This is a genomic window from Bacillus pumilus (genome assembly GCF_009937765.1).
Classification (GTDB): Bacteria; Bacillota; Bacilli; order Bacillales; family Bacillaceae; genus Bacillus; species Bacillus pumilus_O.
Genome location: NZ_CP047089.1, coordinates 2,913,219 through 2,928,732, shown reverse-complemented (window position 1 = coordinate 2,928,732; position 15,514 = coordinate 2,913,219). Strand labels below are relative to the sequence as shown.

The following is a 15,514-nucleotide window of genomic DNA, read 5'->3' as shown; positions in this document are numbered from 1 at the left end:
TTCTAAAAGAGAGAGAATCAGTTAAACGATTATGTGTGAAAGGGATTGATAAACATCGAAGATTTTATTATTTCTTTAGCTGATGCCTTTAAGAACTTGTCGTACTTTGGCATCTTTCTTGCATTATGTATTGAATTTGTTCCTGCTGAAGTGGTTCTGCCTCTTGCGGGTTACTGGGTCTCCAAAGGGGACATGGCCTTCATCGGTGTTGTAGCAGCTGGCTCTATTGGCGGCGTGGCTGGTCCTTTGACTTTGTACTGGTTAGGACGTTATGGCGGCAGACCCTTTTTAAATAAATATGGAAAGTACTTTTTTGTGAAACCGGAGTCGCTTGATAAATCGGATGCCTTTTTTGAAAAGCATGGTGGGTTCGTCGCATTTAGTGGCCGGTTTATTCCAGGGGTTAGAACGCTTATTTCCATCCCGTGCGGTATTGCCAAAATGAATGTGTGGGTATTTTGCCTGTACACGTTTTTAGCGATTACACCTATTACATTTGTGTATGTGTATCTTGGATTTGTGCTTGGGGAGAACTGGAAAGAGGTTGGCGCAATGTTAGATCCATATCTCCTGCCGATTGGAATCGGGATTGTGTTGCTTTTCGCGATGTATATATGGTTGAAACGTAGAAAAAGAAAAGCAGAAACACCAACTGCCTAATCGTTGGGCCAGGGTGAAAGTCACCTGTTGACAATACAGTGTGTATTGATTAAAATATAAGTAATCTAAATATTCTTAAATCCCACCAAAGGGGAGTAGCGTCCGGTTTTTACCGGAAACAAAGTCGTCATTACATGGACTTAAGTTCCATCGGCTTTGTTGGCATGATTCTACATATCACATGTCTAGCAAGACCTTTGCCATTACAGGCAAAGGTCTTTTTTGCATTCATAAGCCTTTGTCTGTTGTGGGACAATAGATAAAAAACAAGGAGGAATGATGATGGATGCAGCAATTATTTTAGAGTACGGGTGGGTTCTTCTCGTACTGATTGGATTAGAAGGAATTTTAGCCGCTGATAATGCGCTTGTCATGGCTGTGATGGTGAAACACCTTCCTGAAAAGCAAAGAAAAAAGGCACTGTTTTACGGGCTTGCGGGTGCATTTGTCATGCGATTTGGTTCTCTATTTCTTATTTCGTTTTTAGTGGATGTGTGGCAAGTTCAAGCCATTGGCGCAATTTATCTTCTTTATATTTCCATTCACCATATTTTAAAATCGCACGTATTTAAGAAAAAGGAATCAGACACTAACATGAAGCAAAGCGGATTCTGGGCAACAGTTGTAAAAGTCGAGCTTGCTGACATCGCTTTTGCTGTCGATTCCATCTTAGCGGCCGTCGCATTAGCCGTAACACTGCCAAAAACAAGTCTTCCGCAAATCGGTGGACTTGATGGTGGTCAATTTATTGTCATTCTTTTAGGTGGTATCATCGGTTTGATCATCATGAGATTTGCAGCGACGGTCTTTGTGAAATTGCTCAAAACAAGACCGAGCCTAGAAACAGCTGCTTTTGTCATTGTCGGGTGGGTTGGTGTGAAGCTCACGCTTTATACACTGTCACATCCAGCCATTGGTATCGTGTCCTCTCACTTTATTCATTCAACATTATGGAAAGTGATTTTCTGGACAGTGCTTCTCGCAATTGCAGCATTTGGCTGGTTTTTATCAAGCCCATCAAGAAAAGGCGGGCAACAAATCAAGGAAAAACAAGAGAAACGCCTAGAAGAGTAGGTTTTTTGAAAGAAATATCATTTCATTTTCATAACACGTATATTACAAATAAGGGGGAGATACCCCCTTATTTCTTTGCTTTTAGACGAAACATTGTAAAGTAGATGATGATATACATGTCATAATTGAGTAACAGGAAATGAATTCCTCATTTCTTCCTTTGCGCTTCCCTCATAAATTAGCTATCATAAATGAGTAATATAGGGAGAACTGAGGTGAAACCATTGCTTAGCCTTTTGTTTAAAAAAGGAAAGAAAAAGCAAACATTAGAGCAGTCGGCTATCAGTATCCAACAAGGTGATACCGAGCTGCAAAATGCATTAATAGAGCAATACAAACCATTTGTCGCTAAGACGGTTTCATCCGTTTGTAAACGATATATAGATGAAAAAGATGATGAATTCAGCATTGGCTTAATTGCCTTTAATGAAGCGATAGAAAAATACTCTGCCGAAAAAGGAAACTCACTCCTTGCCTTCGCAGAATTAATTATTAAAAGAAAAGTGATCGACTATATTCGAAAAGAAGCGAGAAATGCGCCAACGGTTCAAATGGACCTGCAAGAAAGTGAAAATGGCGAGTATTCTCAAAGCATGATTGAAGCAGAGCTGTCTACAAATGAATATAGACGTTTAATTGAACAAGAACATAGAAGAGAAGAAATTGAACATTTTAAAGAAAGATTAAAAGTATACGGTCTCACGTTTCAAGAGCTGCTTGAACATTCACCAAAGCATGCAGATGCCAGGCAAAATGCCATTAAAGTAGCTCACACACTCGTTGAACACGATGAGCTCCGAACCATTTTATTTCAGAAAAAACAATTACCTGTCAAACAGCTTGAAAAACTAGTGGAAGTCAGCCGCAAAACGATTGAGAGAAATAGAAAATATATCATTGCGATGGCGATCATTATGACGGGTGATTATGTGTATTTGAAAGATTACCTTAAAGGGGTGCTTAATTCATGAGAAGAGGCATTATAGTAGAAAAAAACAAAAAATATGTCACGCTGCTGACCCCTGATGGACAATTTCTGCGGACAAAATATGAACAGCAAGATTATGAAATCGGTCAAGAAGTGACATTTCCGAATGAATCACGTCTCGAAAGAAAAAAAGCCGGTTTTTTTGACTTGCTTCGTTTACGTCCTTTAAATGCAGGAATCCTATCAATCGCAGCGATTATTGTCGTGATTTTTACTATGATGCCATCTTTCTCAAGTCAAAAAGCATATGCATATATGACAATTGACATTAATCCAAGCTTTGAACTGAAGCTTGATCACAATTACCAAGTGATTGGTGTCACACCACTGAATAAAGATGCGAAACAAGTACTGGCCAGTATGAAGGATTTGGAAAAAAACGACATGACCAAAGTTGTGCAGGAAATCATAGATGACTGTGATAAAAAAGGTTACGTGAACCACTCTAAGAGTATTTATATTTCAACGGTTTATGAAAACAAGCAGGACCATACATATAAAACCAACGTCAAAAGTAAAATTAACACCATTTCTGGTGAATATCAAAAGCGCGATTACAAGCTAGAAACTGTAGAAAGTGACCTGGAAACAAGAGAAAAAGCTCAAAAGGCAGGCATTTCAACAGGCACATATATTAGAAATCAAGAAATGCAAGACAAAGAACAAGAAGACATTCAAAAGGATGAAGACGCAGCAGAGAGTGATGCTGTCAAAGAAGAAGAGCCTAAAAAAGATGATGAAGACCAAGCAGATCAAGACAAACAAGAAGACATCAAGTCAGGCGATAGCGAAGAGATGAAGCCAGATCAAGAGGCTCCTGAAGCTGAAGACAAAGAGCAAAAGGACCAAAAGAGGGAAGAGCAAGGATCTATTGAAAAGCCTCATCAAACAAAACCTGATGATAAAAGCAAAGACAATCAAATAAAAGAGGAAAAGGATCGTTCTATCGATAAAGAACAAAAAAAAAATCACTCGACGGAACCTGATGACAAAAGGAATCCAAACGGCACATCGCGTGGTGGCGCTGAAAAGCACGCAAAAAAAAACGACAGGGATCAAAAGCAGCCGTCCTCTGAACGAAAAAAAGAACATATGAAGAAGCAAGGAAAAGGTGCACCGTCCCCGTATCGTGAGAACTGGTATGAGCACACATATGAACAATAAAAAAACGCCAGAATCACTCCGGCGTATTTCACCATGCTTTTATTTAGATTGATTACCCATTTGTGATTGAGCCTGTTGAACGAGTCTTTTAGTAATTTCACCGCCAACAGAACCGTTTGCACGTGCGACTGTATCTGAACCGAGAGTCACGCCAAATTCTTGAGCGATCTCGTATTTAAATTGATCTAATGCTTGTTCTACTCCAGGAACAAGAAGCTGATTTCGATTTGCCATGTCCGTATTCCTCCTTTCACCTCATAATGTTTGTTGCGCCTTCTTATTTTGAAGAAAACGGCATGCAATTATGCTGGCAATTGCTGTACAAAAAACCGAGGTGATGATTCACCTCGGTTCTTTTAATCCTGATGCTGTAGTGTATGAAACATCATTTCTTGTGCTGTACTTTGCAAGTGTGAAGTAAAGACAGAAAAAACGGTTGAACTGATAATACCTTTGATCAAACGCCATTGGTGCTGCGATAATTCAGCAAATTCTTCACGTAGCTTATCTGTCTGAACCTCTGTGATTTCCCGTAAGTTTGTTTCTTTTAACGGAAAAGGCGTGTGATGATAAATAAAATCAAGGACATGCGCATATGCTTCATAAAAACGCAATGGACTAATAATATCATCAGTTCGATCCGTAATCGTGTTAAATAAGGCAGATAAGATGGTGCGGATGGCATCAAAGTCAAAAACTGATTTTAAATCTCTCACAATTAATAAAATAACGACCTGATCAATTGAGTACTTCTTTCCAAGCTCAGGGTGGCCAATCATATCTTTAATATCACGCTTGATCCAGTTTTGAATCGCTGTCGATTTAAGAGAAGTCAGTTCGCAAAGATTTCCTAATTCTACAATTTCATTTGTGGAGAGTCCATGCTCTGATTTTTGTTTCCGTCGTTCAAGCCTCTCAAAAAAAGAAGGGATGATGAGCTCGTCAAGTTCGTGATGTTTGTCTTTTTTTACAGATAAATTTAATAGCTGAAGCGGAGTTAGATCTCCCTCTCCTTTTAGAGAATAAAGAAGACTTGTCATGTCAATTCTCGTTAATTTAAAAGCACCCATTGTTCCACCTCGTTTGTATGTCAAAAACGTCATCATTGATCTAATTCAACATCATAATCTCTTTTTGGTAAAAATGCAAAATAAACTAAAATCCACAAAGTGACGTCACAATTTATTCACTTTTTAGCTGTGGTATATGTCATAAATATTGAAGTGACGGGGCTTAAGCCGTTATGATAAATAGAGGAAATGATTCCTTTTTCCTTGCAATTTGAGACGTTTATTTTTATAATTTTATTAATAAGTTCAAATGAACTTAATATGACAGCGGAGGTTATGTATGGGTAAAAGAATATTTCTGTTTATATTAACGAACATTCTTGTTATCACTACGATTGGTATTGTACTATCGGTTATTAGTGCAGCAACTGGTGTTGGTTCTTATATAGGAGCAGACGGTAGAATTAGTATGGTGGCACTGTTAGTATTCAGTGCAGTTGTCGGTTTTGTTGGCTCGTTCATGTCACTTGCGATGTCTCGCTGGATGGCAAAAATGATGATGGGTGTACGTGTGTTGAACCCTGAAAAGGATTCCTTAACATATGATGAGCAGCAGCTTGTCGACCGTGTGCACAGACTATCAAGAGCAGCAGGTCTTTCTAAAATGCCTGAGGTTGGTATTTATCAATCATCTGAAGTAAATGCTTTTGCGACAGGTCCTTCTAAGAGAAGATCACTTGTTGCGGTTTCCACTGGATTGCTTCATGAAATGGATGATGCAGCAGTTGAAGGTGTCATCGCTCACGAAGTTGCTCACGTTGCGAACGGAGACATGGTGACAATGACGCTGCTTCAAGGGATCGTCAACACGTTCGTTGTCTTCCTTTCAAGAATTGCGGCATGGATCGCAAGTCGCTTTGTTTCGCGTGAAGAGCTTGTGCCGATTGTTCATTTTATTGCAGTGATTGTTTTCCAAATCATTTTCTCTGTTCTAGGAAGCCTTGTCGTGTTTGCATATTCTAGACATCGTGAATTCCATGCAGACCGCGGGGGAGCTGACCTTGCGGGTAAAGATAAGATGGTTCATGCACTTCGCTCGCTTGAGGCGTATACGTCACGAATTAAAGATGATGATCAAACAGCAGTTGCTACGCTTAAAATTAGTGGTAAACGAAAAGCTTCTCTTTTCTCAACACACCCTGATTTAAACGAAAGAATTAGAAGACTAGAAGCAAAATAAGAGAGACGAAAAGACATTCTGTTACAGGATGTCTTTTCTTTTTTGATGAAAAAGTAAATAAAGCATAAAATATCTTTAAAATCATGTCTCTTTTCATTAAAATGATAAGTATTGAAAAATGAAAGTTAAAAGAAGGAATGACAATGAACCCAATTAAAAAGCTAATTGACCGGCTATCGGCTTTCCAGCTGATTGCCCTTTATTATTTTCTCGCTGTAACCGTCTCACTTATTCTTCTCAGTTTGCCAGTCGCTCATCAAGATGGGGTGAAGTGGACATTTATCGATGCATTATTTACGGCGGTGAGTGCTGTGAGTGTCACAGGACTTACTGTGGTTGATACTTCGCAAACATTTAGTGTGGCAGGTATGTGGATCCTTGCGTTTGTCCTTCAAATCGGGGGTATCGGCATTATGACGCTCGGTACCTTTGTGTGGATTGTCATGCGAAAAAGAATCGGTATTAAAGAAAGAAAGCTCATTATGGCAGATCAAAACCAGAGCAATTTATCAGGAATTGTGAAATTAATGAAGCAGGTTTTATATTTAATTTTGCTTATTGAGTTTGTAGGCGGTCTGATCTTAAGTATGTATTTTCTCAAATATTACGATGTACAGACAGCATTCTTACATGGCTTCTTCTCAAGTATAAGTGCGACCACCAATGGTGGCTTCGATATTACAGGGAACTCGCTCATCCCATACAAAGATGATTATTTCGTCCAATTTATTACGATGCTGCTGATCATCTTTGGCGCGATTGGCTTTCCTGTGCTCGTGGAAGTAAAGGATTACTTATTTAATCAGGACCGAAAGCATGCATCGTTCTCGTTGTTTACAAAAATCACAACGATTACGTTTGGCAGCTTAGTCATTGTTGGCGCTATTGGGATTTATGCTCTTGAAGCACGGTTTACGTTTTTAGGAAAGAGCTGGCACGAAGTGTTATTTTATTCATTGTTTCAATCGACAGCTACAAGAAGTGGGGGACTTTCCACATTAGATATTACTCAATTGACAGAACCGACGCTGTTATTTTTATGTCTACTCATGTTTATCGGGGCTTCTCCAAGCTCTGTCGGGGGCGGAATTCGGACAACCACGTTTGCCCTTAATTTACTCGCATTGTTTCATTTTGCCCGGGGAAATAAGTCCATTAAAATTTTCAAAAGAGAGCTGCATCAAGCAGATATTAACAAATCTCTGATGGTGACGATGATGGCCTTTATATTGGTGTTTGGTGCTACATTCTTATTAACCTTATCCGAACATAATACGCTTCTTCAAAATTTATTTGAAGTCTGTTCTGCTTTCGGAACAACAGGTCTATCATTAGGGATTACCTCTGAGCTCTCTGTTTTTGGTAAGTGTATCATTATGATGGTCATGTTTATTGGACGTATCGGCATTCCAAGCTTTTTATATTTAATTGGCCGAAGAGAAAGCGAAGCGAATTATCATTATCCGAAAGAGCGTGTCATCATCGGCTAACAGCATTCCGAGCGAATGCTGTTTTTTTATTTCCATTATCTAACTGGCTAAATCACATACGATGTTCGCAATCTATAGGTAAGAGGTGAACGAGACGTGCTGGATGTAATATGGAAAGCGATTGTCATGCTGCTAGTTGGTACCTTGCTGCTGAGAATAGCAGGGCCCAAATCCATTAGTCAATTAACTGTTCAACAAACAGTGATCATGATTTCAATCGGATCGATTATTATCCAACCCTTTATTGAGCATAATTTACTTGAAACGATTTATGCAGCCGCTACCTTTATTGTGGCGCTTGTCATCATGGAGAAGCTGTCGATTCAATCTGATTTCTTTGAAAAATTAGTTTCAGGGAAATCGGTGGTGATTCTACAAGACGGAGAAATGCTTGATCACAAGTTGAAGAAAACGAGGCTTACAAGAGATCAATTTAAAATGCGCCTAAAGCAGCAAGGTATTACAGAGATCAGCAGTCTCAAAAAAGCCACCCTAGAAGCCAATGGACAAATCGGCTATGAGTTAAAGCCAGAGGAAAAGCCGGTGACGGTCAAACAAATGACGGAATTTCTAGACCAATTAAGAGAAGAACTAAATATGTTAAAAAAGGACTGATTTCAGATGAAAAGAAAAGCAGCGAAAAATGAAGCACTGACAAATAATATGACACCGACAGAGAGCATGGCACATGATCAAGGACAAACACAATTTGATGAACAATCAAGAGACCGTCAGGCAAACCGAAATTCTCATAAAGGGAAACAAGGGGGAGGATCTCATGACTAAGAAGCATGTAAAAAGCAAGGACATGAAAGACCATAAAAAGCCGATGGACCCAGATATCTTAGAAGAGGAATTTGGCAGTGAGCTTGGAGATATCAACAGCAGCAAATGGATTGATACGCTTGTAAAACCTAAGAAAGATGATGAATGTCACAAAAAATAGAAAAAACGATCCTCGCAGGATCGTTTTTTATTTGCTATAACTGCCTTGTCTGCCGGTAATTGTACGCATAAGATTGGTCATTTTGAGCTCAATCACTGGCTGTGCAACGGTTTTAACAAAGGTGCTAGACAGGGTAAAGGTGAGCAGAATGGTCAGTAGTAATAACATGAGCACACTTGCTGCATTCAGGGCCCAATCATCAAACCAAGTCGTTCTAAGGAGCTTGATGACAAAGCCATGTAATAAATACACATATAGCGTTCTTGTGCCCCATTTTGTAAAGAAGAAACGTCGTGTTGGGACTAAAGCAAAGAAGCTGAATGTAGCGCCGAATGCAAGCAAATACCATGCCATTCGTTTCATTGCCGCAATGACTCCTTCATCACCAAGAGAAGCATATGACTGTGATCCAAATAAGAAGGAATAATCAAATTCATATAAATAGCAAAACAAGAATACAGCCATTAATACAAGAAGTGCTGCCAGTTTTCCTTTACTTGTACGGATGAATTCAAAATGCTGCTTTTTTAAATAGAAGCCAGCTAAAAACATCGGCAAAAAGACAAATGTACGCGACAAGCTCAGCGTATTGCTAATACTGTCTACGTAACCGACAAGTAACGCAATTGACAAACTGACGATCATCGCCCACTGAAATGGCAGTTTAGAAAAAGGAATGAGTAGCAAGTTCCAAAAGAATAAACTAATTAAAAACCATAAAGACCATTGCGGGTCAATTGGATTTAAATTGGCGATGCTTTGATCCTGCAAGAGATAATAGTAAACGGAATAGATCACCTGAAAAATGAAATATGGGATGATCAGCTTAACAGCGACTTTTTTCATAAAACCTGGTTTTCTAAACCCTTTTGCAAAGAACCCAGAAACCAAAATAAAGGCAGGCATATGAAAAGTATAAATAAACTTGTATAAATAAAGCATCCAATCATTATCATGAATGAATGATCGTAACAAATGACCAAAAACCACTAGAAAAATCAGAAGAAACTTCGCATTATCAAAATAACTATCTCGTGAAGATGCCATAACATCACCTTTCCTGCTTGATTTTAAACATAAATGTTCTAAGTGCACTGTTCCCGTATTTGCCCCATTTTAAAATACTTTTTGGCTCGTTTCGCTATTTGATGTGAAATTGTAGAACGGTTGTAAAAAAAGCGTAAGAAAAGAGAATCGAGGTTCAATCCTGTCATCCAAATGCAACAAAAGAGACAGTCTTCGTGTAAAAAGTTATCTTTTTTTATGAGTCGAATGAAGGAACAATGAAAATATTGTAGAAATATTGTAGAGGAATGAGGCTGGAAAAGGAGTGTAAGAGAATGACTGAAACGCTCGATGGCGCAGAAGATATCAGAAAATTAGCAAAAGAGAACGAATATTTGCGAACAGAGTTGATGCAGCAAAAAATGCTGTTAAATAAGACGTTAGATGCCATTTTCATATTTGATCAACACCTCAATATTATCCAAGCCAATGAAGCGACATGCAGGCTTGTACAGACATCGAAAGAAGACCTCCTCAATAAATCCGTTCTAGATTTCCTATACGGCATCCCGAAAGACAAAATTGAATGCTCCCTTGATTTATTTTTTCGAAAAGGAACGTTAAGAAGAGAAATTTCCATTCAGCTTGAAAACGGAGAAACAAAATATATTGAATTTGTCGCAGAGCATGACGTCTTGAATCAGCAATATATTGTGGTCATGCGAGATATTTCCTCAAAGAAAATACTAGAACGAGAACGATCGATGAATGAGCAGCTGTTCAAAGATTTGTTTGACCGAGCCATTGACGGCATGGTCATTTTTGATCAGGATGGCTGCATGATCGACGCCAATCATTCTTTTTGTCAGAGCTTTGAACTGCAAAAGACTGATTTAACCGATCGTTATTTAAATGAATTTGTCGAAGATGAAAATCTTCCAGCCTTACAGCACCTTTTAACATCACTTAAAGAGACTGGGAAAGCCAAGGGAGAGCTTCCCGTTACCCTTCAATCTGGCCAGTACAAATTATTCGAGCTCACCATTACATCAAATGTGATGAGCGGTTTTTATATGTCCATCATGCGGGATATTACAGAAAAAAGGTTAATGGAAGAAAAGCTGTTAAAAAGTGAGGAACGCTTTAGAGAAATTTTTGAAAATGCAATGGATGCAATCATCATATGGGCGGATGATGGAGAGATTGTCAGAGCAAATGAATCAGCCTGCCGCATTTTTGAATTGCCTATGCATTCACTGATTGGCAAAAAACTCACAGACTTTCTCGTGAAATCTGATCAGAGATATAGACCGACTAGAAGGCGATATATTCGGAATCATGAAATAAGGGAAGAGCTTTTGTTCAGAATGGCGAATGGGCAGTTTAAAGAGCTTGAGTTTACATCAAAGCATGCGGTATTAGAAGGACAGCATTTAACCATTTTACGTAATGTGAGTGATCGAAAAAGGATGGAGGAGGAGCTGCGGGAAAGTGAGCTCAAATTCCGTAAAGTATTTAATGGATCAATGGACGGCATTGTTCTTTTTGATAACCAATACCGCATTATCGAAGTCAATCCCTCCGCAAGCGAGCTGCTCGGGTTAAAAGATGATCATTTAACGGAAATGAATCTTTTCCATATCCTTGCGCCTTATCAAGTTGAACATTTGGCACAGCCTGCCCAAGCGATGTCATTAGATGAAATGGACAATGAAGTGCCGTTTGTGCTGAACCACCCAGATCAGCGGATATTAGAATTCTCTTTTAAACGCAACATCATTCATAATATGAATTTGGCGATCTTTAGAGATGTGACAGAGCGGAAGGAATTAGAAGAGCGCGTGAGAAAATCAGATACCCTTCATGTGGTCGGTGAGCTTGCCGCTGGCATTGCGCATGAAATCAGAAACCCAATGACAGCATTAAAAGGCTTTATCCAACTGTTAAAAGGAAATATAGAAGGGGAGTATTCCCTCTATTTTAATGTGATCACTTCAGAGCTGAAAAGAATTGAATCGATCATCACCGAATTTTTGATTTTAGCGAAGCCGCAAGCCATCGTATATGAAGAAAAAAATGTGGTGCAAATTGTGAAAGACACGATGGATCTGCTGCACGCACAGGCGAACCTTGGCAACGTTCAAATGCATCTCAATGTGATGGATGAGATACCGCTCATTTATTGCGAACAAAATCAATTAAAACAAGTCTTTATTAACATTCTAAAAAATGCAATTGAAGTCATGCCGAGAAAAGGAAATGTCTATGTGACCATTCAGAGGAAGGGCGAAGAGCATATTGTTATATCACTGCGGGATGAAGGCTGCGGAATGGCAGAGGACAAGCTGAGGCGTCTAGGAGAACCATTTTATACGACAAAAGAAAGAGGAACTGGACTTGGCTTAATGGTTAGTTATAAAATTATTGAAGAGCACCAAGGAACCATTGAGGTAGAAAGTGAGGAAGGGGTAGGAACCGTCTTCCATCTCACGCTGCCACTTAGACAGAAGAAACAAGAAGGAGAGCATTAACGTGTATTATACCGTCTATCACGCACCAATTGGGGCACTATACATACTAGAAAAAGACGATGCCATCATTGAAGTGATGTTTGATGATGAGCCGTTTTTAGCAAAAAAGCAAGCATCCAATCTAAAAGAAAAAGAAACGTCTGTATTACAAGAAGCGAAAAAACAGCTAGATGAATATTTCAAGGGTGAGCGACAAGTATTCGATCTCCCGCTCAAGCAAACGGGAACTTTGTTTCAAGAGCAAGTATGGGAAGCACTTTCGGCTATTCCGTATGGTGAATCAAAAAGTTATGGAGATATTGCAGAAACGATTGGTAACTCAAAGGCAGTGAGAGCGATTGGACAAGCCAACAGACGCAATGCAATACCTATTTTTATTCCGTGTCACAGAGTGATTGGAAAAGACCGATCTCTGACGGGTTATGCAGGAACGAAGACAGATATGAAAGCGGTTCTGCTTGAATTAGAAGGTATCCCATTTGTTCAAAAATAAATCGATTGACCTGTTCCAAAAGTTTTCCAAGCGACATATCCTTTTATTAAGCTAAAAAAGTTGGTTGAGGGAAAAAGGAGGGCGCTAGGGAATGCTTTGGGACAAAAAGAATAAAATGTATGCCATCACTTCACTATGTGTCAAAATGAACGTTTTGACAGAAGAACAGAAAAACGAAATCTTAGCAAAAACGAATGAAATAAAAAAGCGCAGTGCTCTTAAATAAGAAGTACACGGCGCTTTTTTTATGATCAGAGTGAGATGTTTTCAGCAAACAGAGCATCAATCTCTTCAGTATAGTTCGACGTGATAATCCCTTTCTCTGTAATGATCCCTGAAATGAGATGGTGAGGAGTGACATCAAAGGCGGGATTGAATACCTGAACATCAGGTGGTGCAATTTGGACGCCGTTAAATTCCTTTACTTCCAGCGGGTCGCGCTCTTCTATTGGAATATCTGATCCGTCTTTAGTCGAGACATCAAAGGTAGATAGCGGTGCAGCTATAAAAAATGGGATTTGAAAATGCTTGGCTAAAATAGCAAGACTTAACGTGCCAATCTTATTCGCCGCATCTCCATTACGGGCAATACGATCAGCTCCAACAATGACAGCAGAAATTTGCTTTTCCTTCATCGTGTGGGCTGCCATGTTATCTGTAATGAGCGTCACATCTACGCCGCCTTGCATGAGCTCCCATGTTGTCAGTCTAGCCCCTTGGAGAACAGGGCGTGTTTCGCAGGCATAAATGTGAAGATCGAGATTTTTCTTTTTCGCTAAATAGAATGGAGCAAGGGCTGTTCCGTAACGGCTTGTGGCGATGGAACCTGCATTGCAAATGGTCATAATCCGATCACCTGATTTAAAGAGCTGGAGTGCATTTTGACCGATTTGTCTGCATGTTTCTTCATCTTCGATTTGAATTTGAATGGCTTCATGGACAAGGTCTGTTTTGGCTGCATTGACTGAAGCTGCACGCTCAATGCGCCGCAACAACCGCTCCAATGCCCAGGCTAGATTCACAGCGGTTGGACGAGCACTGTTTAAATATTCTTTTATCTGAATGACTTCTTTTTTAAACACATCAATGTCTTCTGTCTCAATATCTTGGGCACTGAGCGCCAGTCCGAAAGCTGCTGTAATGCCAATGGCAGGTGCTCCACGCACTTTTAACGTGACAATGGCATCATACACGTCTTCTTTTGTATATAGATGCTCAAACACGGTTTCTGCCGGTAATTTTTGCTGATTCAAAATGTTAATATGGTTTTCTTCCCATTCGACAGAACGGGGGACTTCAAATTCTTTAGACAAAACCCGTCACTCCTTTACAGATTGCTGGAATAATGCGACGAGGTCAGACGCTGTTTCCACTGCATGATATTGTTTGATGAATGTTTTTCCGAGCGTAAGTGCTGTTTTTTTCTGCTGAATCCGTTTAGATGGTGATGGAATCGCATCAAGATCAGCGGCATGAGCAAGGCCAATCGTTCGGCGGACAAGCTCACAGCCTGCAAAGCCTGTCGCTTCTTTTAAAATACGGTCAAAGGTTGTTTCTAAAAAGCTGTCAGATACACTAAACGCTTCAATGCTGTCTTCTTTCCAAGCTTTTGCGAACACTTCCTTGAAGGTCGCCCATACATTGACGACATGGTCAAAAAGGTGCTGCTGATCGTGTTCATTTTCACGAGACAAAGCGTTTAGGAACAGGTTGGCGATAAAGTGACCGATATCGAATCCGAAGGGACCATAAAAAGCGAATTCTGGATCAATGATCTTTGTTTCCGTCTCACTTGCAAAAATACTGCCTGTATGAAGATCTCCATGAACAAGTGTTTCGGCAGATGTCAGGAAAATACGCTTCAATTCAGCTGCTTTTGCTTGCACTTCAAGATCTGCCCAAAGCGCTTCGGCGGCTTCTCTTAATTCTTCTTCAAAATCATTTGTGCTGCTATCAAAGAAAGGATCTGTGAAGACAAGCTTTTCGGTAATGTCACAAAGATCTGGATTCGTAAATTGCTTCACAAATTGTTTTTTGATTTTAGGATTTGTGGCAAAGTCAGAAGTGTAAAAAAGTGTTTTTCCTAAGAATTCTCCGACATGATCAGATAAATGCGGATATTGTTTTCCGGCAATTAGCCCTTTTCTGACGATTTCTATGTGTGATAGATCCTCCATAGCCGTCACAGCAAGAGCTGTATCTGAATAATAGACTGCTGGTACAAGGTGCGGCGTATATTCTGACTGCTTGATTAGGGCAGCACTTTCGATCCTCGCACGGTCTAATGTAAGTGGCCAGCTCTCTCCGACCACTTTGGCGTAGGGAAGTGCCTGCTTGATAATCAATCCTTTTTCTTGTTTATGGTCAAAAATATGAAAGACGTAATTTAAATTTCCGTCACCGATTTCCGTACATGTCAAATGACTGCTTTCTTGGATCAAGCCAAGTCTAATTGCGAGTGCAACTGCCGAGCTTTCTGTTAATTCTTCATATGATGCCGTAAGTGTAACCAATTGCTTCCCCTCCAAATCATATAAAAAAGCCTCTTTCTCCTGAGAGAAAGAGGCTTGATGTCGTGTATGCTCAAAGCCTCTCTTATCTCTCAGCACATACGTCTGATGGAATTAGCACCGTGCCCTATAAGACAATTGTCTTGGCGCTTACTTGCTGCGCCCCACTTCACAGTGGTATTAACGGTCGGTTGCTGTTGGGGTCAAAAGGCCAAATCCCTCGCCCAACTCTCGATAAGAGAAATCAATATGTAATTGTTTCGTGTCTGCTTGCATTTCTTAATTCAAGATATTATCAGAGCTGCAGTTCACATGTCAATCCTTTTTCAAAATTGCTTTACAATTCGTGAAACAATCCATTACAGTGTTTGTATTGCTACGTAACTTGAATAGAAGGTGAAGA

Annotated in this window: 16 protein-coding genes and 2 riboswitches; of the genes, 11 read left to right on the top strand and 5 right to left on the bottom strand. The window is 39.7% G+C overall.

Annotated elements, in window-relative coordinates:
- Window positions 1–45: 45 nt before the first annotated feature.
- The 4 genes from GPS65_RS14390 to GPS65_RS14375 all read left to right on the top strand — a co-directional run bounded on the left by GPS65_RS14390 (window position 46) and on the right by GPS65_RS14375 (window position 3,886).
- Window positions 46–660, top strand: coding sequence for a DedA family protein (locus tag GPS65_RS14390; protein ID WP_012009719.1), 615 nt, complete (start codon window positions 46–48; stop codon window positions 658–660).
- A 78-nt stretch (window positions 661–738) separates the two neighbouring features.
- A riboswitch (yybP-ykoY riboswitch) is annotated at window positions 739–910 on the top strand.
- Between the two features lie 32 nt (window positions 911–942).
- Window positions 943–1,734, top strand: a complete 792-nt coding sequence (locus GPS65_RS14385; RefSeq protein WP_144459667.1) for a TerC family protein — start codon at window positions 943–945, stop codon at window positions 1,732–1,734.
- Between the two features lie 215 nt (window positions 1,735–1,949).
- The gene (sigI, locus tag GPS65_RS14380) at window positions 1,950–2,705 is read left to right on the top strand and encodes an RNA polymerase sigma factor SigI (RefSeq protein ID WP_012009721.1); all 756 of its coding nucleotides are present in this window, start codon (window positions 1,950–1,952) and stop codon (window positions 2,703–2,705) included.
- Window positions 2,702–3,886, top strand: a complete 1,185-nt coding sequence (locus GPS65_RS14375; RefSeq protein ID WP_144459668.1) for an anti-sigma factor domain-containing protein — start codon at window positions 2,702–2,704, stop codon at window positions 3,884–3,886. The genes sigI and GPS65_RS14375 overlap by 4 nt, the downstream gene beginning before the upstream one ends.
- Window positions 3,887–3,925: 39 nt before the next feature.
- Here the strand turns inward: GPS65_RS14375 and GPS65_RS14370 are convergent, their stop codons facing one another.
- A complete protein-coding gene (locus GPS65_RS14370) occupies window positions 3,926–4,120 on the bottom strand; it encodes an alpha/beta-type small acid-soluble spore protein (protein WP_003211343.1) in 195 nt (64 codons plus the stop codon).
- Window positions 4,121–4,242: 122 nt separating this feature from the next.
- Window positions 4,243–4,956, bottom strand: a complete 714-nt coding sequence (locus GPS65_RS14365; RefSeq protein ID WP_012009723.1) for a DUF1836 domain-containing protein — start codon at window positions 4,954–4,956, stop codon at window positions 4,243–4,245.
- Window positions 4,957–5,236: 280 nt separating this feature from the next.
- Between GPS65_RS14365 and htpX the strand changes: the two genes are divergently transcribed.
- From htpX to GPS65_RS19315, 5 genes are all read left to right on the top strand, one after another.
- On the top strand, window positions 5,237–6,136 hold the full coding sequence (htpX, locus tag GPS65_RS14360) for a protease HtpX (protein WP_012009724.1): 900 nt from the start codon (window positions 5,237–5,239) through the stop codon (window positions 6,134–6,136).
- Window positions 6,137–6,279: 143 nt separating this feature from the next.
- The gene (locus tag GPS65_RS14355) at window positions 6,280–7,626 is read left to right on the top strand and encodes a TrkH family potassium uptake protein (protein WP_012009725.1); all 1,347 of its coding nucleotides are present in this window, start codon (window positions 6,280–6,282) and stop codon (window positions 7,624–7,626) included.
- 96 nt (window positions 7,627–7,722) lie between these two features.
- Window positions 7,723–8,241 carry a DUF421 domain-containing protein gene (locus tag GPS65_RS14350; protein WP_119124755.1) on the top strand — a complete coding sequence of 173 codons (519 nt, stop codon included), beginning with the start codon at window positions 7,723–7,725 and terminating at the stop codon, window positions 8,239–8,241.
- Between the two features lie 6 nt (window positions 8,242–8,247).
- Window positions 8,248–8,412, top strand: coding sequence for a hypothetical protein (locus GPS65_RS19320; RefSeq protein WP_088004399.1), 165 nt, complete (start codon window positions 8,248–8,250; stop codon window positions 8,410–8,412).
- Window positions 8,405–8,572 carry a hypothetical protein gene (locus tag GPS65_RS19315; protein WP_162900847.1) on the top strand — a complete coding sequence of 56 codons (168 nt, stop codon included), beginning with the start codon at window positions 8,405–8,407 and terminating at the stop codon, window positions 8,570–8,572. The genes GPS65_RS19320 and GPS65_RS19315 overlap by 8 nt, the downstream gene beginning before the upstream one ends.
- A 27-nt stretch (window positions 8,573–8,599) precedes the next feature.
- Here the strand turns inward: GPS65_RS19315 and GPS65_RS14345 are convergent, their stop codons facing one another.
- Window positions 8,600–9,619 carry an acyltransferase family protein gene (locus GPS65_RS14345; protein WP_012009729.1) on the bottom strand — a complete coding sequence of 340 codons (1,020 nt, stop codon included), beginning with the start codon at window positions 9,617–9,619 and terminating at the stop codon, window positions 8,600–8,602.
- Window positions 9,620–9,912: 293 nt separating this feature from the next.
- Here GPS65_RS14345 and GPS65_RS14340 point away from each other — a divergent pair, with 293 nt between their 5' ends.
- A complete protein-coding gene (locus GPS65_RS14340) occupies window positions 9,913–12,108 on the top strand; it encodes a PAS domain-containing sensor histidine kinase (RefSeq protein ID WP_144459671.1) in 2,196 nt (731 codons plus the stop codon).
- 1 nt (window position 12,109) lies between these two features.
- Entirely contained in the window at window positions 12,110–12,601 is a 492-nt protein-coding gene (locus tag GPS65_RS14335) for a methylated-DNA--[protein]-cysteine S-methyltransferase (RefSeq protein WP_144500134.1), read from the top strand.
- Window positions 12,602–12,852: 251 nt separating this feature from the next.
- Here GPS65_RS14335 and mtnA read toward each other — a convergent pair whose 3' ends face one another.
- Window positions 12,853–13,914, bottom strand: coding sequence for an S-methyl-5-thioribose-1-phosphate isomerase (gene mtnA / locus GPS65_RS14330; RefSeq protein ID WP_144500135.1), 1,062 nt, complete (start codon window positions 13,912–13,914; stop codon window positions 12,853–12,855).
- Between the two features lie 6 nt (window positions 13,915–13,920).
- Window positions 13,921–15,114 carry an S-methyl-5-thioribose kinase gene (gene mtnK / locus GPS65_RS14325; RefSeq protein ID WP_161985450.1) on the bottom strand — a complete coding sequence of 398 codons (1,194 nt, stop codon included), beginning with the start codon at window positions 15,112–15,114 and terminating at the stop codon, window positions 13,921–13,923.
- A gap of 79 nt (window positions 15,115–15,193) precedes the next feature.
- A riboswitch (SAM riboswitch) is annotated at window positions 15,194–15,352 on the bottom strand.
- Window positions 15,353–15,514 lie beyond the last annotated feature (162 nt).